This is a genomic window from Polyangium spumosum, from assembly GCF_009649845.1.
GTDB classification, from domain to species: domain Bacteria; phylum Myxococcota_A; class Polyangia; order Polyangiales; family Polyangiaceae; genus Polyangium; species Polyangium spumosum.
The window spans coordinates 194,144-214,006 of record NZ_WJIE01000004.1; the positions used below are offsets into that span (position 1 = coordinate 194,144).

Genomic DNA, 19,863 nt, shown 5'->3' on the forward strand with positions numbered 1-19,863 from the left:
ACGGGGCGGGTCAATTCACCCGCTGCCCGCTCCCCGAAGCCCGCCGCTCCATGACGAGCGGCATCCCGCCCGACGGCGTGATCGTCACGCCGCGGCGGACCTCGTGGACCTTGCCGAAGAGGGGCAGGCGCAGCTCGGCGCGCGCGAGGATCGTGGCGAGGATCATCTTCATTTCGTAGAGCGCGAAGGCCATGCCGATGCAGCGGCGGATGCCCCCGCCGAAGGGCAACCACTCGTGCGGGCCGAATCGCTGGCGCAAGAATCGGTCGGGATCGAAGCGCGTGGGGTCCGGGTAGAGCTCGGGCCGGCGATGAATGAGGTAAATCGAGACGAGGACGGGCGTGCCTGCCTCGAGGTCGTAGCCGCCGATCCGCGCAGGCTTTTGCAGGAGGCGGCCGACCATCGGGACCACGGGCTGCAGGCGCAAGGCCTCGCGCGCCGTGGCGTCGAGAAGGGCGCAACGCGCGATTCGCTCGGGCGCGAGGTCGGGCAGGGCGCCTTCGGCCTCGAGCTCGCGGACGAGGCGCGGGGCGAGGCTCTTCGAGGCGAGGATCCACCGCAGCGCCCAGGAGAGCGCCGTCGCGGTGGTCTCGTGGCCCGCGGCGAGAAGGGTCATGAGCTCGTCGCGTAGCTCGTTGTCGCTCATGGGCTCGCCTTGCTCGTCGCGCGCGTCGAGCAGGAGCGAGAGGATGTCGTCGCCACGCTCGCCCGAGGCGCGGCGGCGCCGGATCTCCGCGTAGAGCATCTCGTCGGCCTCGGTGAGGGTCCGGGTCAAGGTCGTCCAGCGCGTGAGGGGGCCGAGGTCCCGCTGGAACATGGGCAAGAGGAGGATCGGGTTCGTCGCGAGCTCCAGGATGCCCATGAGGCGCTCGCGCAATCGATCAAAGAGCTCGCCCTCGTCGATGCCGAAGACGACCCGAAGGATGACGTCGAGCGTGATGGCCTGCAGGTGCTCGTGGACGGGGAAACGCTTGCGCTCGGGCCAGGTGGTGATCGAGGCCTCGGTGAGGTCGACCATGCGCGCGCCATAGGAGGACATGCGCTCGCCGTGCAGGGGCGGCATGAGCAGCTTGCGCTGGCGGAGGTGCTCCTTGCCGTCGAGCAGGAGGAGCGAGGCCTTGCCGAGGATCGGGCCGAGCACGGCGTTGACCTGGCCGGCGTGCGCGTCGTCCGCGCCGAGGGCGAAGACCTCCTTGGCCGCCTCGGGGCGGTGGAACACCACGGCCGGCTTGGGCATGGCCGGGAAGCGCATGGTGAAGGCGTCCGGGTACCGCTTGCCCATGGCCTCGAGGAAGGGGAACGGGCGGTACAGATAGGGGAGGACGGCGATGGCCGGGTGCAGGGCGGGGCCGGGGGGGAGGTGCATGGGCGCGAAGCCTAGCATTGCTCGAGGCGCGGTCGCCGGATAGGGTGCGCGCCGAGAGGAGGACACGATGACGGATGTGAACCGCTGCTTTCGGCTCGCCGCGCGGCCGGAGGGGATGATCAAGGACAGTGATTTCTCGTGGCAGGAGGAGGCCGTGCCGGAGCTCGGGCCGGGGCAGATCCTCGTCCAGACGCTGTATCTGTCGGTGGATCCGACGCAGCGGATCTGGAGCGCGTACGACTCGTACCTGCCGGCCGTGGCGATCGGCGAGGTGATGCGCGCGGGCGGCGTCGGGCGTGTCTTGCGCTCGAACCTGCCCGACTTCTCGCCGGGGGATCTCGTGTACGGGATGACGGGCTGGCAGACCCACGCCGTGATGGAGCCCTCGGTCCGCGGGCCGAGGAAGCTGCCGCCGGGCACGCCGCCGACGATGGCGCTCTCGCTCCTCGGGCTCACGGGGCTCACCGCGTATTTCGGGCTGCTCGACGTGGGGCGCGTGAAGGAGGGCGAGACGGTCGTGGTCTCGGGCGCCGCGGGCGCGACGGGTAATGCCGTGGGACAGATCGCGAAGATCAAGGGCGCGCGGGTCGTGGGTATCGCAGGGGGACCGGCGAAGTGCGCGTGGATCAAGGACGAGCTCGGGTTCGACGCGGCGATCGATTACAAGGCCGAGGACGTGAAGAAGCGGCTGGGCGAGCTCTGCCCGGGCGGGATCGACGTGTATTTCGACAACGTCGGCGGCGCCATCCTGGAGGCCGCGCTCGCGCACCTGGCGATGCGCGGGCGGGTCGTGCTCTGCGGTTCGATCGGCGATTACAACAACCCCGCGGGCTCGTCCGGGCCGCGCAACCTCATGAACCTCGTCATCAAGCGCGGGCGCATGGAAGGGTTCCTCGTGACGGACTACGCCGATCGGTTCGGCGAGGCCATCGGGGACCTCGCGCGGTGGGCGGCCGAGGGGCGGATCCAGGATCGCGTGGATGTCGTGGAGGGCCTGGAGAACGCGCCCGCGGCGCTGCGGCGCCTCTTCACGGGGGCGAACACGGGCAAGCAGCTCGTCAAGGTGGCGGACGGTTGAGGTTCCCGCGTAGGGTGACCGCCTCGGGGGCCGTCCAAGGGGAACGATCATGACATCTCCTCGAACCAACGAGCCGGCCGGCGGAGATCCGGAGGTCCTCCGGGTCGTCGCGCGGGGCAAGCGGCGGCGATGGCCGTGGGTGCTGCTCGCCGCCGTCCTCCTCACCGCCGGCGGCGGCGGCTTCTACGCGTGGAAACAGAAGGCCGCAGCCGCCGCGGAGGGCACGAAGTACCAGTCGCAGAAGGTCGAGCGCGGCGATCTGCGGGTGACCGTGACGGCGACGGGCACGCTGAAGGCGCGCAACACCGTGGAGGTCGGCGCGGAGATCACGGGCCGGGTGCTCGAGGTCCACGTCAATTTCAACGACAAGGTGACGAAGGGCCAGATCCTCGCCGAGATCGACACCGAGCAATACACGGCGCGGGTCGAGGAGGCGACGGCGCAGCTCGCCTCGGCCAATGCGTCGCTCGTCAACGCCCGCGCGACGGCGAACGAGGCGAAGCTGAAGCTCGGTCGCGCGGAGGCCATGGCGGGCCAGGGCCTCACGGCGGCGCAGGAGGTCGAGACGGCGCAGGCGAACCACAAGCGCGCCCAGGCGCAGGTGTCGTCGGCGGGCTCGCAGGTGACGCTGGCGCATGCGTCGCTCAAGGTCGCGAAGACGAACCTCATGAAGGCGGTCATCCGTTCGCCGATCGACGGCGTGGTGCTGAACCGCGCCGTCGAGCCGGGGCAAACCGTCACGTCGGGCCTGCAGACGCCGGTGCTCTTCGTGCTCGCGGCGGATCTGGCCGAGCTCCAGCTCAACGTGCAGGTGGACGAGGCCGACGTGGGCGCGGTGAAGGAAGCGCAGGACGCGAGCTTCACGGTCGACGCGTACCCGCAGCAGACCTTCGTGTCGAAGGTGCTCGCCGTGAAGAACATGCCGACGGCGGGGACGACGGTGGTCACGTACGAGGCGTGGCTGTCGGTCGACAATTCGAAAGGATTGCTCCGGCCCGGGATGACGGCGACGGCGACGATCACCACCGAGGAGCGCAAGGACGTGCTGCTCGTGTCGAATGCGGCGCTGCGGTTCAACCCGTTCCGCAAGCAGCAGCAAGCGCAAGGCGCGACGGTGAACCCGTTCATGCCCATGAACCGGCGCCCGAGGCCGGGGCAGCAGACGCGGCCGGCGGGCTCGGGCGGGCCCCGCGAGCCGGCGCTCTGGCTCTCCACGGACGCCGAGCCGCGCCGGGTGAAGGTGGAGGTCGGGGCGACGGACGGCATTCGCACGGAGGTCCGCTCGGAGGAGATCGGCGAGGGGACCGAGGTCGTGGTGAGCATGACGGAGGCGCCGCGTGGCTGAGGCCCCGCCCGCGGCCTATCCGATCGTCGAGTTCCGGAGGGTCGAGAAGATCTACGGCGAGGGCGAGTCGGAGGTGCGCGCGCTCGACGGCGTCGACATGCGCATCGATCCCGGGGAGTTCGTCAGCATCATGGGGTCGAGCGGCTCGGGCAAGTCGACCGCGATGAACATGATCGGTTGCCTGGATGTGCCCACGTCCGGCGCGTACCTCTTTCGTGGCGTCAACGTCTGCGAGCTCGATCAGGACCAGCGCGCGCTCTTGCGGCGCCATTTCATCGGGTTCGTGTTCCAGCAGTTCAACCTGCTCGCGCGGACGACGGCGCTCGAGAACGTGGAGCTGCCGCTCGTTTATCGGCGCGTGCCGGCGGAGGAGCGGCGGCAGCGGGCGCTGAAGGCGCTCGATCTCGTGGGGCTCTCGGACCGCGCGGGGCACACGAGCGCGAAGCTCTCGGGCGGCCAGCAGCAACGCGTGGCCATCGCGCGGGCGCTCGTGACGGACCCGTCGCTGCTGCTCGCGGACGAGCCGACGGGAAACCTCGATACGACGCGGAAGGCCGAGATCATGGAGCTCATGGTCCGCCTCAACCGCGAGCACGGCATCACCGTGGTGATGGTGACGCACGAGCCGGACATGGCCGAATACGGGACGCGGACGATCGTGTTCCGCGACGGCAAAATCATCTCGGGGAACCGCTGATGCTCTGGGCGACCTTGATCATGTCCCTGCGCGAGGTGCGGAAAAACGCGCTCCGCTCGTTCCTGACGATGCTCGGCATCATGATCGGCGTCGGCGCCGTGATCGCGATGGTGACGATCGGCGAGGGGGCGACGCAGAAGGTGCGGAGCGACGTCGGCGCGCTCGGCGAGAACATGCTCGTGGTCTCGCCCGGCGCGGCGCGGCGCGGGCCGGAGCGCACGCCGGCGATCCCGTTCGAGAGGGAGGACGTCGAGGCGATCGAGCGCGAGGTGGCCGGGATCAAGGCGCTCTCGCCGACCGCGCAGTCGGGCACGACGGTGGTCTTCGGCAACCAGAACTGGCCGACGAACGTGATCGGCGTGAACGAGGGGTACTTCGAGGTCCGCGGCTACAAGATCGAGGTCGGGCGGACGTTCTCCGAGGTCGAGGCGACCGGGGGCGCGCCCGTCTGCATCATCGGAAAGACCGTGCGGGAGAACCTGTTTGGCGCGACGATGCCCCTGGGCCAGCGCATCCGCGTGAAGCAGGTCTCCTGCCTCGTCATGGGCGTGCTCGCGTCGAAGGGCCAGGCCGCGATGGGCGGCGATCAGGACGACGTGGTCCTCATGCCGCTCCGCGCCTTCCAGCGGCGCATCGCGGGCAACAACAACATCGGCTCGGTGTATCTGCAGGTCGAGGACGCGCAGGCGACGAGCTCGGTGCAGATGCAGGTCGAGGACCTTTTGCGCGAGCGGCGGCGCATCCAGCCCGGCGCGGTCGACGATTTCACCGTGCGGAACATGCAGGAGATCGCCGATACGATGAGCAGCGTCACGTCCTCCATGACGGGCCTGCTCGGCGGGATCGCGGCCGTGAGCCTGCTCGTCGGGGGCATCGGCATCATGAACATCATGCTCGTGAGCGTCACCGAGCGGACGCGCGAGGTCGGTACGCGGCTCGCGATCGGGGCGCTCGCGAGCGAGGTGCTCTTGCAGTTCCTCGTGGAGGCGGTGGTGCTCGCGCTGCTCGGCGGGATCCTCGGGATCCTCTTCGGGCTCTCGCTCTCGTACATGGCGACGCAGAGCCTCTCTCTGCCGTTCGTCATCTCGCCGGGCACGGTGGCCGGGGCCTTCGCGTTCTCCGCGGCCGTCGGCGTCATCTTCGGGTATCTGCCGGCGCGCAAGGCGGCGCGCCTCAACCCCATCGAGGCATTGCGTCATGAATAGACCGTCGAAATGGTGCGTCGCCGTGTGTTCACTCGCGCTCGCCCTGGCCGCCGCGGACGCGTCTGCCCAGGAGGCGCAGCCAAAGCCGGCCGCGCGCGCGGGGGCCCCCGTGAAACACGAGATCACGGAGAGTGACGTCATTGCGCTCACGCTCCGGCACAACCCGACCCTCGCGTCGGCCATTCTCACGGAGAAGCAGGCGCTCGCCCTCGTGCGGGCGCAGGAGGCGCGGTTTCCGTTCGTGCTCACGGCGAACGGGGGATACACGCGCAGCGCGTCGCCCGCGCTGCAGCGGGACGGCGAGGTCGCCGTGGGCCGGCGGGATACGTTCTCCGTCAGCGGGGCGCTGCGGAAGGATTTCTCGACCGGCACGGTCGTGTCGCTCGCCGTGCAGGCGAGCCGCAACTCCACGACGAGCGCCGTCGGTGAGCTCATCACGGCGGGCGCGGCGGGCACGGGGTATCTGCTCTCGACGCGGCTCACGCTCTCGCAGCCCATCCTCCGCGGCGCAGGGACACGCATCGGCGAGGCAGGGCTAAGGGCCGCGGAGCTCGATCGGGCCGCCGCGCAGGAGGGGCGCGAGCGCGTGGCGAGCGAGGTCGTGCGCGACACGCTCACGGCGTACTGGGAGCTCTGGTATGCGTCACGCGCGCTCGGCATCGAGCTCGCCGCGCGGGATCTCGCGAAGGCCGAGCGCGACGCGGCCGAGCAGCGGCGCGAGAAGGGGGCGATCGCCGAGGTCGACGTGCTCTCGTTCGAGACGCGTATGGCGACGCTCGGGGAGTCGGTCACGTCGGCGGAGATGCTCGAGATGCAGCGCGGGCTCGAGCTCTCGCAGCTGCTCGCCGCGCCCGATCCGAACGTGCGCCTGCGGGCCGCGGGCAGCCCCTCGGATCCGCAGACGCCGACCGTGGCGGAGGTCGAGAAGGCGCTCGCCGCGCTCTCGCCCGAGCTGAAGGAGCTCGAGGCGAGGGTCGCCTCGGCCGAGTCACGCGCGCAGGTCGCGGGCGACGCGTACCGGCCGCGGCTCGACGTGGAGGGGTACGTGGAGCTGCGCGGGCTCGGCAATGGCTCGGTCGGGCCGGCGTTCGCGCAGATCGGGACGTTCGGGGCCGTGGGCGGGTACGTGGGGTTCCTCTTCGAGGCGCCGCTCTCGACGGCGCGGGAGTCGGCGGAGGTCGAGAACGCGCGTATCGGCGCGCAGATCGCGAAGAACAACCTCGAAGCCGCGCGCAGCCGGGTCCGCATCGTCGCGGTGCGCCTCGTCGCGCAGCTCGAGGCGGCCGAGCAGAGGCGCGCCGCGGCGGCGAAGACCGTGGCGATCGCCGAGAGGCAGGTCGAGGCCGAGCGGGCGCGCTTCGCGCTCGGCGCCTCGACGCCCCTGCAGGTGCAGCAGGCCGAGGACGCCGTGCGTACGGCGCGCCTGCGCGTCGCGCGGGCCACGGTGGATCGGGTCCAGGCCATGCTCGCGCTCGAGCACGCGATGGGTCGCATCGCGGCGCGGGTCGCGGGCGGCATCCCCGCGGAGAAGTGAGCTTCAGCGAGGAGGCCGCGACAAGAACGGGCGCCGCGGCCTCGGGCGGCCGGTGCGCGCGAGCCACTCCGCGGCGCCGAGCGGCTCCTCGAAGAGCGAGGCGTCGCTCCCGTGCAAGCGGAAGAGCTCCACGATGAAGCGCATCCGATCGGCGAGCGAGTCCCAGCGCTCGGCGCGGCTGCCGCAGGTCGACGCGATGTCGGCGTCGTAGCGCAGGACGAAGGTCACGAGCTCCGGGTCTTCGAGCGCCTCCAGGTGCTCGCCGAAGGGCCCGTTCGGCAGGTCCTCGCCGAGGCGATGGATGGCCGTGCCGCCGCCGAGCTCGAGCTCGAGCAGGGCCTTCGTGACGATCACGCGTGTGGTGGGGCCGCCGGGCATCGCGGCCGCGATCCGGCCTTGCAGGCGCGTCTGCTCCTGGAGGGCGACGTGCAGGTTCGCCGCGTAGAGCAGCTCGGCCTTGTGTTTGCCCGCGGGCGCGCGGGCCGCTTCGAGGTAGAGCTCGAAGGCGCGGCGGAGGATGTCCTGCCCGCCGCGCTCGGGCGGGCCCTGCGTGAAGCCGGCGAAAAACGCGGCGAGCGCGTCGTCTCCGCTGCGGTAGGCGCGCGTGAAGCCGGCGAAGGCCGGGGCGACCTCCAGGAAGACCTCGCGGTTGCCCTCGCCGACCTCGCGCGAGACGTCGCGCATGACGTCGAGGAGGAGCCGCGCGCCTGGCACGCGCGCCGCGGCCCGCGCCACGAGCTTCTGGCCCGGGAGATCCTCGCCGCGGATGGATTGTCCCGCGCGGCGCGAGGCCCACGCGGCCATCGTGCACCAGTTGATGGCCGCGCCGCTGCCGAGGAGATCCGCGGCTTCGATCGAGAGATCGCAGTAGGCCTGGGTGATGAGCAAATTGCGCGCAGCGGCGTCTCTCATGGCCACGACGCGCGTGATGTATTCCTCCGTGACGACACGCTCGACGCGCTCGCCGGCCTCGGCGAGCGGCGTGGATTCGCGGAAAACCGAGCGCCTCTGGAGGACATCCCACGCGGAGCTCGAGAGGAGCGTGAGCATGCCGGCTCGAAAAGCACGCGGCGCGCCAGCCGAGCTCGGCCTTGGGCGGCGTGATTTCCGAATTCGTAGCTTCCCCTCCCTCCACGCTTTGCGCCCAAGCTCGTCCTTGCCGCGTCGTCCAAGCCCGGCCATGAGAAGAGGAACCCCGTGAAGCGCGCGCTCGAGACGAAGGCCCTCCTCCTCTCTCTCTCGCTCCTCGCCGGCTGCGGCCGTTCGATCTCGCATCACCTGCTCGACGCCAGCATGTCGAGCGCCCACCGGCCGGCGCCGCTCGAGGCGCCCGCGGTGGTCCTCCCGGAGGCGAAGAGCCCCTTTCTGCTGCTCGGCGGGGACATGCATTGCCACGTGAGCCCCCCGGACTCGCCGCGGCACGTGAGCCGCGGGATGGCCGAGACCATCGAGCTCGTCCGCGCGGAGCGGCTCGATTTCGTGGTCCTCACGCCGCACGTGCGGTCGCAGTTTTTCCAGAGCGAGCCCTCGCGGCAGAAGGTGCGCGCCGAGCTTCGGGCGCTCGAGCAAGCCGTGCCGAAAGGGGAGGGCGAGCCGATCTTCATCGTCGGGTTCGAGTACACCGATCGCGAATATGGGCACGTGGGCGCGGGGTTCGCGGATCTCGACGCGGTCTACGCCGACGTCTCGGCGCGCGCGGCCCTCACGGATCCGTCGAGGTTCTTCACGGCATTCGTGCGGCACGGGGGCGTGCTCGTCGTCAATCATCCGCTGCTCACGCCGCTCGATTCGGTGATCCGCATGGCCCGCGCGAACCTGTCGTGGCGCCCGTTCACGGCGCCGGGGCCGTATCCGGAGGAGATCGTCGCGGCCGATCGGATCGCCCAGGCCTTCGAGGTGTACAACCTCGCGGTGACGGAGCTCCGCGACCGCTTCCTGCTCGGGGACGCCGCGAGCACGCTGGAGGCGACGTTCGCGCGGCTCGATCGGGAGGTCCCGCTGCGGGCGCGGCCCCTCGTGCCGGTCGGGGGCTCGGACAGCCACAGCGGCCATCTCCGTGCGACGACGTTCGTGCTCGCGGAGGAGCGCTCGGCGAAGGGCGTGCGGGACGCCATCGTCGCGGGGCGCGTCTGCGTGCGGGATCCGGCGGCGTGTTCGTTCGAGGTGCGGGCCGCGGGGGGCGCGTGGCTGCCGCCGGGCAGCGTGATCCGTGACGCCACCATGGTGGAGGCGCGCGCCCGGGGCGAGGAGATCCAGATCTATACGAATGGCGCCGTCGTGACGCCGGAGGGGCCGGGGCAGAGTGTGTTCGTCCCCGTCACACCGGGCCGATGCAGCGTGATCCGGGCGCGGGTCGACGCGGGGTATTCGGGGCCGGTCTACGTGAATTGCCCTTTTTAGCGGGCGCGAATCGTGGTTGATTGGTCGGGTGCGTGGCAACGTCCGCCTGCTCGGCCTCGACTTCGGCAGCACCACCAGCAGCGCGATGGTCGCGTCCGCTGTGATGGTGCGCAATTGCGTGACCGGCCGGGTGGAGCTCGGCGGGCTCACCGAGGAATACCGATCCGTCCCGGTCTTCACGCCGCTCCGTGAGGGGCGTATCGACGAGCAGGTTGTCCTTGGGCTGCTCGAGCGGTGGCTCGACGAGGGAGGCCTCGCGGGGAGGGACGTCTTTGGCGGAGGCGCGCTCATCACGGGCCTCGCGGCGCAGCGGGACAACGCGGCGGCGCTCGCTTCGCTCCTCCGCGGGCGCGTCGGCGACTCCATCCTCGTGGCGGCCGGCGACGCGAACCTCGAATCGTGGATGGCGTTCCTCGGGAGCGCGGCGCGGCTATCGCGGCGAAGCCCGGGGGTCGAGGTCCTGAACCTCGACATCGGCGGCGGGACGACCAACCTCGCGCTCGGAATCGACGGAGAGGTCCGCCGCACGGGTTGTTTGTTCGTGGGGGCGCGGCACCTCCAGGTCGAGCCGGGCGGGTATCGGATCGTGTCCGTGTCGAAGTATGCGCGGGCGCTCCTCGATCACCTGGGGATCCACCGGGGGCCCGGCGACGAGCTCTCCCCGGGCGACGTCGACGCCGTGCTCTCGTTTTACGTGACGCTGCTCGAAGCCGCGGTCTCGGGGCAAAACGAGACCTTCACGACGCCGATCGCGCGGCTGCACCAGCACACCGCGATCGCGATCGAGCCGCCCGCGGAGGTGCCTCGTGTCGTCACGCTCTCGGGCGGCGTGGGCGCGCTCGTGTACGAAAAGCTGCGGGGCGCGCCGTGGCCTCGGACGACGTCGTTTGGTGATCTCGGGATCGATCTCGCACAGCGGATCCTCTCGTCCGACGTCCTTTCGCGGGACCTCTCGGCGTGGATCCCCGACCATTTCGGCCGCGCGACCGTCTTCGGAATGATGCGCCACAGCATGGACATCTCCGGCGCGACCGTCTTCCTCTCGTCGCCCGACCTATTGCCCCTGCGCGACCTGCCCATCCTCGGCCGCCTCGAGAGCGACGCGGACGAGAGCCGCGTGTACGAGCTCCTTCGCCTCGTGCGCGAGAGCCCGTCCGGCGGCTGCTTGCGCATCGAAGCGTCGATTCTTCCGCTCGCCGCCCTTCGCGGGCTCGGCGCCCGGATCCGCGACGAATTGCGGGCGCGTCCTCTCTCGCCCCCGCAGGCGCTCGTCCTGTTCGTGGCCGAAAACGTGGGCAAGACCCTCGGCCAGTACGTCAGCGATTGGGGACAGATCCCCACCCCGCTCGTCGTCATCGACGAGGTCTTCGTCAAGGACGCCCGCTTCGCGCAGATCGGGCGCATGAAGGATCACGTCGTCCCCGTCTGGGTTCACGGGCTGGATTGAGAGAATCGAGGGAGTGATGGAGCAGGTCACGCAGGCGCTCGTGCCATTGTCCGACATCGTGGTTCCCCCGCCGCGGCCGCCCGAGGTCTACCGGACGACCGTGCTCGACGAGGAGGTCTCTTTCCTCGGCCTGAAGGCCCTGCTCGGCGCCGCCGACGAGAGCAAAGCCGGCGACCGGAATGCGGGGCTCGCGGCGAAGAGCGCCCGGCATCGCGAGGCCGCGCGGACGATCCTGTCCTCGTTGACGTTGCGCCACCTCCACGACAACCCGCTCACCGACGACGAGGGCAACGTCGACTCCGTGATGCGGGTCAACTACGCGATCGATCACGCCCTCTTCGCCGAGATCGCATCGATGACCGTGGGCGGGCTGAAGAACCGTCTTTTGCGCGCGCCGGGCGAGTGCGCGCGCGTGGGCAAGGCCTTGACCGGGGTGATGGCGGCCGCGCTGGCGAAGATATGCGACGTGCACGAGCTCGTCTTCCTCGCGCGGCACATCTCGCGGCCCACGAAGGCGCGGACGACCCTGGGTTTGCCGGGGACCTTGTCCTCGCGCCTGCAGCCGAACCACCCCACCGACGATCTGCGCGGGATCACGCTCCTCGTGTACTGGGGGCTCTCGGTGGGCGCGGGGGACGCGTTGCTCGGCATCAACCCCGCCATCGACACCGTCGAGAACGTCTCCGCGCTCCTGCGCCACCTCGACAAACTGCGCAGGAAGACCGGCGTGCCGTCGCAGATCTGCGTCCTCGGCCATATCAAGACCCAGCTCGCTTGCCTCTCGCGAGGCGCGCCGGTCGAGGTCCTCTTCCAGAGCCTCGCCGGCACCGAGAAGACGCTCACCGCCGAGTTCGACGTCACCGTCGAGCTGCTCGATCAGGGGTATCGCGCCATGCGCGAGCAGGGCGCGCTCGGGGCGGGCGCGCGGCAATTCATGTATTTCGAGACCGGCCAGGGGAGCGAGTTCACCTATGGAAAGCACCACGGCATCGACATGACGACGACCGAGGCCCTCTGTTATGGCCTCGCGCGCCGGTACGATCCTTTCATGGTGAACAACGTGACCGGCTTCATCGGGCCGGAGACGCACCTCGACAACTTCGAGATGATCGTGTCGAACCTGCAGGACCATTTCATGGGCAAGCTCCTCGGCCTGCCCATGGGCATGGCGCCGTGCTTCACGCTCCACTCGCACATCACGCTCGAAGGGCAGCAGATGGCCACGCAGATGCTCACGACGGCGGGCGCGAATTATTACATGGATGTCGCGCTCAACACCGATCGAATGCTCGCGTATTTCGATACGAGCGGGCACGACGACCAGACCTTGCGCGAGCTCTCCGGGAAAAGGACGACGCCGGAGTACGAGGCGTGGGCGATCGAGCGGGGGATCTTCCAGAGGCTCCCGGACGGCAGCGTCGCCCGCGGACCGAGCTGGGGGAATCCTCGAATGTTTCTGGAATCCGACGCGGAGCTCGCGGGCCTCGTCGCCACCACGCCCGCCCTGCACGGCTTCGAGACCGCCGGGCCGCGGCCGGCCGACGAGGTCAGCCGCAAGGTACGGCTCCATCAGGCCGTGGGCCGGGAGGCGACGCAGAGCGAGCTCCGCCTGGACGAATTGCGAGAGGTCACCGCATTCCGGGTGATCACCACGGAGGCCCCTTCCAAGGAGGCGCACCTGCATTCTCCGCACCTCGGCGCGCGCGTGTCCCCCGCGTCCCGCGCCACGCTCGTCCCCGAACATCACCAGGTGCAGATCCTCGTCTCCGACGGGCTCAGCGCCGAGGCCGTCCACCACAATGCGGGCGAGCTCCTGCCCGTGCTCGAGGACGGCCTGCGCGCCCGCGGCATCACCATGGGCGAGCCCCTCCTGGCCCCGAATGGGCGGGTGAAGCTCGCGGAGGACGTCGCGGAGCTCGTCCAGTGTGATCTCGTGATCTGCTTGATCGGCGAGCGCCCCGGCGGCGACGCCCTCGCGTCGCGTAGCCTGTCCGCTTACCTCGTGTATCACCTGCGGGACGACGAGACGCGGCGAGAGGCCGCCGCGTCCAGCGGCAACCCCGACGCGCGCTTCGAATACACGGTCATCTCGAACATCTACGCCGGCGGCCTGCCGCCGATCGAAGCGGGCGGGGTCATCGCGGAGAAGGTGTTCGAGGTGCTCGGGCGCCGCGCGGCGGGCAATCGCCTGGAGGCGTTGCTCTCGTCTCGCGGCTGATGCGGAGGGGAGGGCCGAACGTTTATTGCGCGAGGCGGCGAATCTCGCCGAGCACGCGGTAGAACCCGCCGCCCGCGACCTCGCGCACGTCGTCGACGACGTATTTCGCGCCTTCGACGCGGATGTTGCGCGGGAACTGGCAGTTGTACGACGATTTGAAGCCCGGCGAGACGACCCGCATGCGCAGCTTGCCGGCTTGCTTCACGCATTCGACGATCACGCCCTTCGACGTGTCGCGCGTGGTCTCGAGCTGCGTCGACGGGATCTCCTCGACCTTGCTCGGGGCCTTGATGTCACGCGCCGCCGGCACCTCGCCGGCCTGGGCCTTCTGGATCGCCTCCTCGCTCACGTCGATGCAGGCGAGCGCGCCGTCCGTCGTGACGATGTAGAGGCGCTCGTCGCGGTATTGCATCGAGTACGCCGAGCCGCACCCGGTCGCGAGCTTCCAGAGGCGCTTGCCCGCGCTGTCGAAGCAATACACCGACGAGCTCGAGTCGCCGCCGAAGATGTACTTGCCGCCGGGGGAAGCCGCGCAGGAGTAGATCGAGTCGTCGCAATCGCAGATCACGCCCGGCTTGCCGTCCTTCGTGAAGACGTGGATCTTGTCCTCGCTCGTGCCGGCGTAGACGTCCGAGGCCTCCTGCCAGCCGAAGAGCACGGCGCCTTTCGTCTTCGCCTCCCAGACCGTCTTGCCGTCCTTCCAGGCGTATTTCGTCACGCCACTCGAATGGCCGTGATAGACACCCTTCTCGTCGGCGCGCACCATCCAGCCGCTGTACCCCTTGCTCTTCTTGCGCCAGTTCGTCTCATTCTCGTGGTCGAAGATCGCGAGGTTGCCGCCCGCGTCGGAGACGCAGAGCTTGCCGCGGTAGATGTCGATCCAGAAGATGTCGACGTTCTCCTCGACCTCGTACGCGAGGCGCGGGACGTGGCCGCCGAGGTCGTAGACGTTGCCGTCGTCGCAGCCCGCGTACCGCCAGTCGTCGTCGGCGATGATGCATTTCACGCCGTCGGGCAGCTTGTACTGCTGCTCGATCGTGCCGTCGGCCGTCACGGCGAACACGGCGCCCTTCTGGTTGCCGACCCAGAAGAGCTTCGTGTCGATGTAGATGCCGAGCGCGTCGTCGCCGGAGTCGAACTTCCAGAGGACGGGCGCGTCCTTCTCCGCCGAGGGCTTGCTCGTGATGGTCCTGCGCGTGACGGCGCGCTTCTGCCGCACGCCCTGCACGGCCGCCTCGTAGCCCTTCTTCTTTTTTTCGTTGATCTTCTTCTGCGCGAAACCCAGCGCCTCGGCGGCCGTGCGGAACTTCTGCTCCTGCTTCTGCCCGCCGTCGCCGATGCGGCCATACCGGATCGAGACCTTCGTCCCGTCGATCACCACCTCGTAAAACTTGTGGGAGCCGCCGCCGTCCTCGGAGAGCTCGAGGTACGTCCGGTTCGCGTCGGCGGCAGCGGGCGCGGGCGCGGGCGCGGCGGCGGACCTGCCGGAGGAGGCGGCGGTGCGGCTGCGTTTGGCGGCGGGGGCCGGGGCGCGGGCGGCGGCCGTCCGGGGGGCCGAGGTGGTGCGTGTCGAGGCGGCGCTGGGAGACGCTTTGCGCGTGCTCTTTTTCGTGGTGCTCGGTGTGCGTTTGGTGGCCATGACGTGCTCTCCTCCGGGTTTCCGGCAGGCCGATGAGAGCACGACGCGCGGGGGCGCGTCATCAGGGATCAGGGCATGAACGACCGCTCCTCCGCCGCATAATCGACCTCCGCGTCGAGCCGCGCGAGGACCGAATAGAACCCGAACTGCAGGCGGTTCATGAAGAGCATGCCCTCGGGCATGGGCACGAAGGAGTCGTCCCCGGTCTTCAGCGTCTCCTTGCCGGCCTCCTTCATGTGGTTCACGAGGCTCGCCACGTAGTCGCGCGTGATGCGGAACGGCGAGGAGAACTGCGGCTCGAACGCGCGGCGGATGTACGAGAGCACGCGCTCTTCGTGCGTGCCGCCCCGGGTCTCCAGCATGATCTTCGCGGCCTCGGTGAACGTCGCCTCGTCCCGCTCGACGGCCGCGCGGTGCAGCCTGCGCGCCACGCCGCGGCGCTTTTCGGGGATGGGCTGCACGCAGCCGAAATCGAGGAAGGCCACGCGGCCGTCGTCCTGGAAGAAATAATTGCCCGGGTGCGGGTCGGCGTTGAACATCTCGCCGAGCAGCGTGCCCTTGTAGACGAACCGCCAGAGCGTGCGGCAAAGCGCGATCCGATCCCGCTCGGGCAGGGCGCTCGCCTCGTCGAGCGAGCGGCCCCGCACGAACTGGGTCGTCAGCACGCGCCGCGACGAGCGATCGAGGATAACCGCGGGGATCAGGATCTTCGGGTCGCCCTCGTGGACGCGGGCGAACTCGATCTGCCGGCGGGCCTCGATGGTGTAATCGAGCTCCTCGCGGAAGCGGGCGCGGACCTCCTCGAGCATCTTCGCCGAGCCGACCTTGCGGGTGCCCATCATCGAGAGCGCGCCTTCGAGCAGCCCCGCGTTTTTCAGGTCGCTCTCGACGGCCTCGGCCACGCCGGGGTGCTGGACCTTGACGGCGACCTCCAACCCCTCGGGGGTGCGGGCGCGGTGGACCTGGCCAATCGAGGCGCTGGCGACGGCCTTGTCGTCCCATTCGGCGAAGAGGTGGTCGATCGGCGCGCCGAGCTCCTCCTCGACGAGGCGGCGGACGGCCTCGGGCGAGGAGCGGGGGGCGCCCGCGAGCAGGGTCTTCATCGAGCGCTGGTACGCGTCGCGGTGCTCCTCGGGGACGAGGCCGTCGATGTAGCCGGCCATCTGGCCGACCTTGGCCGCGACGCCGCGCAGGTTGCCGAGGACCTCGGCCGCGCGTTTGGCGGCCGCGTCGTCGCCCTCGCGGCGGAGGAGCAGGCTCGTCCCGGTGCGCGCGCCGATCTCGGCGAGGCGGACGAGGCGGCCGAGGCGGCCGGAGGGAAGTTTTTTCGCGTCGTCCGACATGGGGGTTCGGGGGCGTAGCTCCGCTCGTCGGAGCGAAGCCCCCGAGCGTCGAGCACGCCGGGACGTAGCAGACGGAAGATGCCTGGTAAAGAGGCGCCCCTCAGCCCTCCTCGGCCCGCGCCGCCATCTCGATGAGCGCCTTGCGCGCCTCCTCGCGGGTCCGGACCTCCGCCTCGAAGGGCAGCCGCACGCGGCGCTCGCCCGAGGGCGCCTTGACGGCCAATTCGATGCCATATCGATCCACGGCCGTCATCTCCGCGGCCGTCGCGTCGGCGATATCGGCGAGCTTCCGGGCATACGCGAGGATCGAGTCGGCGTGATCGTCGTTCATGTGCCCGAGGATGCGGGGCGCGAATTCGGCGAGTGGATCCGGCTCGGCGCGGGCGTACGCCGCGGCGTCGACCCAGGACATGCGGCCGAACCCGCCGACGTAGCGGAGGGAGCGGGGCTCGATGCGGTAATGGGCGAAGTCGGAGAAATCGGCGTACGTCGCGGCGTCCGGGTGGGCGGCGAGGAAAAGCGCGCGGCACCCGGGCACGTCCTCGGCGGGGACGGGCGAGCAGGGGCCGATCAGGCTGACGCGGCCTCTCTCGAGCAGCTTGTCCCCTTCGATGGGTGATTCGAGCAAGAGGACGGAGGCCTCGGGGCGGGCGAGCAGGTTTTGCGTGTGCTCGGCGAGGCGCGAGAGCAAGAGGACGGCGCGACCCCGCGTATCCGTGGCGAGCGCAACGAGCGAGGCATAAGGAAACCCCTCGGGATCCCGCGCCATCGTGGCGAGGGATCCGAACCGGGCCGCGCGGGTGAGCGTGCGCGCTCGTTCGGCGTGGCTGGGCGCGCGCGCGGACGGAGCCGTCCCTGCGGCCGTGGGCTGGATGTCCACGCCTCTCTCCTTGTCTCCGTTCCCGGCGGCATTCTGCGGTCGGCCCTTGCTCATGAGGGCCGTCATAACACGGCGCGCCGGGGCGTGTGAGGTGGGCCGCAGGAAAACGTAGGGAGAGGGTGTGGACGGGTGTCGAACGTCGCTGTTGATGATGATCAGAGGGTGTGGACGGTCGTCGAGGGGCGCGGACGACGATGATCCGAGGGTGTGGGCGGGCGTCGAGGGGCGCTGTCGACGATGATCCGAGGGTGTGGACGGGCGGCGAGGGGCGCTTGTCGACGATGATCCGAGGGTGTGGACGGGCGTCGACCGTCGCTGTGGACGATGATCAGAGGGTGCGGACGCGCGTCGGGGGGCGCTGACGACGATGGGGAGAGGGGGTTGACGGGAGGCGAGGGGCTCGGTCGGCGCCAGGCGGGCTGCCGGGCTCGACACGCGGCGCCGAGGCCCGAATGCCGGGCTATTTGCCCGTGCGTTTCGGATTGAACTCGCCGCCGATGACGAAGGACTGGCCGATGGTGCGCAGCTTCGGGTGCTCCTTGTAGACGAGGGCGCGGCCCGTGTGACCGCCGAGGGCGCCCAGGTCCTTGTAGACCATGAAGTTCACGTCGCGCACCTGCGTGCAATAGGGCCCGTTCTCCTGCGCCCTGACGAAGAGGTTGATCAGGTTCTGGAACGGCTGGAGTCGGGCTTCCATCACGTATTCATGAATCACTCGGAAGTGCGCCTCGTGCAGGGGACAGGTGTGCGTCTCTTCTTTGATCGTGCTGCGCGGCAAGATACGCGCATCCACGATCGTCTCGATGAGGTCGAACAGCGTCTTGCTGCAGAGCGCCAGATCGTAGTCCGAGGGCCCGCGACCATCAAAATTGGGATCCCAGAGGCCCTTATGGCCGTCGGGCTTTGCCCACATGTACTTGATCCCCTCGACGGAGCTCCCCGTGAAGCCGAAATACAGGTCCTCGATGCCGGAGACCTCGTCGAAGAGCATCAGCATGAAGTCCACGAACGCCTTGGCGTTCCTGAAGCCGAGCGGCCGGAGCGTGGCGACCTCCGGGTAGGCGACGGTCCGTTCGTGTACGATGCTCTTGCCGCGGGGGCCCAGCGTCTTCGTCGTGCGATAGGTGCGGGCGACGCTCTCCTCCGGGTGCATGAACGGCGAATCCCTGGGATCGGGCGCCCGCATCCGCAGGATCACCTCCGAAGGCCGCTCCTTCGATTGCACCACCGTCGCGGGGTGTGGTGGCAGCCCCTTCCCCTTCCCCTGCACCGTCGCCGGATGCGGCGCCTTCGCCTGCACGATCGTCGCCGGATGCGCCTGTCGCCCCTCTCGCCCCAGCCTGTCACGCGCCCCGTCTCTCATCGCCGTCGCTTCCCCATGATGGGGCGATGCTGCGCGTACCGCCGCTTCGGGGGCAACTTCAGCGCAACCCACACCCCATCGTCACCGCCTGATCCACCACCGCCCCCTCGATCCTCCTCGTATCCGCGTCCACCGTCACCCGCACCTTCACGCTGCCGCCGAGACCCACGCGCGCCACCCCCTTCAGGAGGTCGCCGATGAGCCCGTCCACGTGCGCGCCCACCGCCGAGGCCCCGAGCTCCGAGCACGGCACCTCCCCGTCGAGCGTCATCTTGACCTTCGCCGCGAGCCCCTCTCGCTTCAGCGTCCCCGGACCCGAGAGCTCGAGCGCGCCCGCCTTCACCGTCGCCTTCGCGACGCGTATCTCTCCGAGGTCCGGCGTGATCTCGAACGTCGCCCCGAGCTTCGTCTTGTTCCCGAAGACGATCCCGTCGAGCTCCTTCGGGTGCGGCGGCACCCAGCCCTTCACCTCGAACGACGCCGTCCCCCCGTGCATCCCCTTCGACGCGGGATCACCAAAAAACACCTTCGCCGTGCCCTCCACCGTCGCGTCGCGCAGATCCGCCGGCACGTGTATCCCTCGACCCCGCGCGAGCTCCGCGACCCGCAGCGCCGGCACCGTCGCCGCGAGGCTCATCGGCGTAGGCGCCGTGTCCAGCGCGAGCCGCAGCGGCGCGGCCTCCACCGCCTCCGCGCCGATCCACATCGACACCGGGTCCTTCTCGTTCCACCGCGCCCCCACGAGGCCCAGGTTCGTCCCTTCGAACACCACCGTGCCCGCGAACGATCCGGCGTCGCCCGCCGCCTTCGTCGCGTGGCCCGTGAGCACGATCCAGGGCGCGTGCCTCGAGCCCCCGTGTACGGTCACCTCGGCGGTCGCCGGCAGATCGAGGGCGCCCGGGTGCGCACGATCGAAGGCCTTCAGCGCTTCGAGGCGCTCGTCGAGCGGGCCGACGAGCGTCACCACCGCGCCCCGTGCCTCGATCCGCGTGGGAGACAGGCCGTCGAGGTCCACCGCGATCCACGCGGCCTCGGCCGAGAGGCCCGGGACGCCGTCGAGCTTGGCCTTGGCGCCGTGCAGCACCACGCGGCCCCACCTCGGCGTGAGGTCGTCGAACGAGAGCTCGATCCCCCGCGCCCGCGCCTCCTTCTCGACCCACCATCGGGCCAGGTCTCGGTGGCCGAGGCCCACCCCGACGCCCAGGGCGCCGCCGAGGACGAGCACAAAAGCCGCGATCCGACCCCGGCGCGGGTTCTTCTTCGGGGCCTCCTTCGGGGGCTCCCGGACCGTGTCGGGCAGCGTGTCCATGGGTCTCCCTGCCTAGCACGTCGGGGGCGGTGAGGGCGC

Annotated in this window: 15 protein-coding genes; 8 read left to right on the plus strand and 7 right to left on the minus strand. The window is 70.0% G+C overall.

The genetic code is table 11. The features are described from left to right. Nucleotides 1-10: 10 nt before the first annotated feature. On the minus strand, nt 11-1,366 hold the full coding sequence (locus GF068_RS14750; RefSeq protein WP_170319491.1) for a cytochrome P450: 1,356 nt from the start codon (nt 1,364-1,366) through the stop codon (nt 11-13). Between the two features lie 67 nt (nt 1,367-1,433). Here GF068_RS14750 and GF068_RS14755 point away from each other — a divergent pair, with 67 nt between their 5' ends. From GF068_RS14755 to GF068_RS14775, 5 genes are read left to right on the plus strand one after another with little or no spacing between them, the layout of a single operon-like run. Continuing rightward, nucleotides 1,434-2,444 (plus strand): NADP-dependent oxidoreductase, encoded by a 1,011-nt coding sequence (locus tag GF068_RS14755; RefSeq protein ID WP_153820041.1) that lies wholly within the window; start codon nt 1,434-1,436, stop codon nt 2,442-2,444. A gap of 49 nt (nt 2,445-2,493) precedes the next feature. Continuing rightward, complete coding sequence (locus tag GF068_RS14760; RefSeq protein ID WP_153820042.1) at nt 2,494-3,789, plus strand: efflux RND transporter periplasmic adaptor subunit; 1,296 nt, start codon at nt 2,494-2,496, stop codon at nt 3,787-3,789. Beyond that, nucleotides 3,782-4,486: an ABC transporter ATP-binding protein gene (locus tag GF068_RS14765; RefSeq protein ID WP_338046389.1), complete on the plus strand. Its 705-nt coding sequence runs from the start codon at nt 3,782-3,784 to the stop codon at nt 4,484-4,486. Before GF068_RS14760 ends, GF068_RS14765 begins: the two co-directional genes overlap by 8 nt. Further along, complete coding sequence (locus GF068_RS14770; RefSeq protein WP_153820043.1) at nt 4,486-5,691, plus strand: ABC transporter permease; 1,206 nt, start codon at nt 4,486-4,488, stop codon at nt 5,689-5,691. Before GF068_RS14765 ends, GF068_RS14770 begins: the two co-directional genes overlap by 1 nt. Next, nucleotides 5,684-7,225, plus strand: a complete 1,542-nt coding sequence (locus GF068_RS14775) for a TolC family protein (protein WP_153820044.1) — start codon at nt 5,684-5,686, stop codon at nt 7,223-7,225. Before GF068_RS14770 ends, GF068_RS14775 begins: the two co-directional genes overlap by 8 nt. A gap of 3 nt (nt 7,226-7,228) precedes the next feature. Here GF068_RS14775 and GF068_RS14780 read toward each other — a convergent pair whose 3' ends face one another. Next, nucleotides 7,229-8,275: a hypothetical protein gene (locus GF068_RS14780; protein ID WP_153820045.1), complete on the minus strand. Its 1,047-nt coding sequence runs from the start codon at nt 8,273-8,275 to the stop codon at nt 7,229-7,231. 147 nt (nt 8,276-8,422) lie between these two features. On the opposite strand from GF068_RS14780, the gene GF068_RS14785 reads away from it, so the two are divergent. The 3 genes from GF068_RS14785 to eutB are packed head-to-tail and all read left to right on the plus strand — an operon-like array spanning nt 8,423 to nt 13,290. Continuing rightward, nucleotides 8,423-9,625 carry a CehA/McbA family metallohydrolase domain-containing protein gene (locus tag GF068_RS14785; protein ID WP_153820046.1) on the plus strand — a complete coding sequence of 401 codons (1,203 nt, stop codon included), beginning with the start codon at nt 8,423-8,425 and terminating at the stop codon, nt 9,623-9,625. A gap of 28 nt (nt 9,626-9,653) precedes the next feature. Then, a complete protein-coding gene (locus tag GF068_RS14790) occupies nt 9,654-11,072 on the plus strand; it encodes an ethanolamine ammonia-lyase reactivating factor EutA (protein WP_153820047.1) in 1,419 nt (472 codons plus the stop codon). Between the two features lie 16 nt (nt 11,073-11,088). After that, nucleotides 11,089-13,290, plus strand: coding sequence for an ethanolamine ammonia-lyase subunit EutB (gene eutB, locus GF068_RS14795; protein WP_153820048.1), 2,202 nt, complete (start codon nt 11,089-11,091; stop codon nt 13,288-13,290). Between the two features lie 22 nt (nt 13,291-13,312). Here the strand turns inward: eutB and GF068_RS14800 are convergent, their stop codons facing one another. From GF068_RS14800 to GF068_RS14820, 5 genes are all read right to left on the minus strand, one after another. Next, complete coding sequence (locus tag GF068_RS14800) at nt 13,313-14,929, minus strand: WGR domain-containing protein (RefSeq protein ID WP_153820049.1); 1,617 nt, start codon at nt 14,927-14,929, stop codon at nt 13,313-13,315. Between the two features lie 68 nt (nt 14,930-14,997). After that, a complete protein-coding gene (locus GF068_RS14805) occupies nt 14,998-16,272 on the minus strand; it encodes an ABC1 kinase family protein (RefSeq protein ID WP_170319492.1) in 1,275 nt (424 codons plus the stop codon). Between the two features lie 100 nt (nt 16,273-16,372). Next, nucleotides 16,373-17,206, minus strand: coding sequence for a HugZ family pyridoxamine 5'-phosphate oxidase (locus tag GF068_RS14810; RefSeq protein ID WP_153820051.1), 834 nt, complete (start codon nt 17,204-17,206; stop codon nt 16,373-16,375). A gap of 406 nt (nt 17,207-17,612) precedes the next feature. Continuing rightward, entirely contained in the window at nt 17,613-18,515 is a 903-nt protein-coding gene (locus GF068_RS14815; protein ID WP_153820052.1) for a hypothetical protein, read from the minus strand. 58 nt (nt 18,516-18,573) lie between these two features. Further along, on the minus strand, nt 18,574-19,824 hold the full coding sequence (locus tag GF068_RS14820; RefSeq protein WP_153820053.1) for a hypothetical protein: 1,251 nt from the start codon (nt 19,822-19,824) through the stop codon (nt 18,574-18,576). Nucleotides 19,825-19,863 lie beyond the last annotated feature (39 nt).

Excerpts from the sequence above, each read along its gene's own strand:
- GF068_RS14820 (WP_153820053.1), bottom strand. The coding sequence starts at position 19,824 with ATGGACACGCTGCCCGACACGGTCCGGGAGCCCCCGAAGGAGGCCCCG.
- GF068_RS14755 (WP_153820041.1), top strand. The coding sequence starts at position 1,434 with ATGACGGATGTGAACCGCTGCTTTCGGCTCGCCGCGCGGCCGGAGGGG.
- GF068_RS14810 (WP_153820051.1), bottom strand. The coding sequence starts at position 17,206 with ATGAGCAAGGGCCGACCGCAGAATGCCGCCGGGAACGGAGACAAGGAG.
- GF068_RS14760 (WP_153820042.1), top strand. The coding sequence starts at position 2,494 with ATGACATCTCCTCGAACCAACGAGCCGGCCGGCGGAGATCCGGAGGTC.
- GF068_RS14805 (WP_170319492.1), bottom strand. The coding sequence starts at position 16,272 with ATGTCGGACGACGCGAAAAAACTTCCCTCCGGCCGCCTCGGCCGCCTC.
- GF068_RS14750 (WP_170319491.1), bottom strand. The coding sequence starts at position 1,366 with ATGCACCTCCCCCCCGGCCCCGCCCTGCACCCGGCCATCGCCGTCCTC.
- eutB (WP_153820048.1), top strand. The coding sequence starts at position 11,089 with ATGGAGCAGGTCACGCAGGCGCTCGTGCCATTGTCCGACATCGTGGTT.
- GF068_RS14815 (WP_153820052.1), bottom strand. The coding sequence starts at position 18,515 with ATGAGAGACGGGGCGCGTGACAGGCTGGGGCGAGAGGGGCGACAGGCG.
- GF068_RS14770 (WP_153820043.1), top strand. The coding sequence starts at position 4,486 with ATGCTCTGGGCGACCTTGATCATGTCCCTGCGCGAGGTGCGGAAAAAC.
- GF068_RS14780 (WP_153820045.1), bottom strand. The coding sequence starts at position 8,275 with ATGCTCACGCTCCTCTCGAGCTCCGCGTGGGATGTCCTCCAGAGGCGC.
- GF068_RS14800 (WP_153820049.1), bottom strand. The coding sequence starts at position 14,929 with ATGGCCACCAAACGCACACCGAGCACCACGAAAAAGAGCACGCGCAAA.
- GF068_RS14775 (WP_153820044.1), top strand. The coding sequence starts at position 5,684 with ATGAATAGACCGTCGAAATGGTGCGTCGCCGTGTGTTCACTCGCGCTC.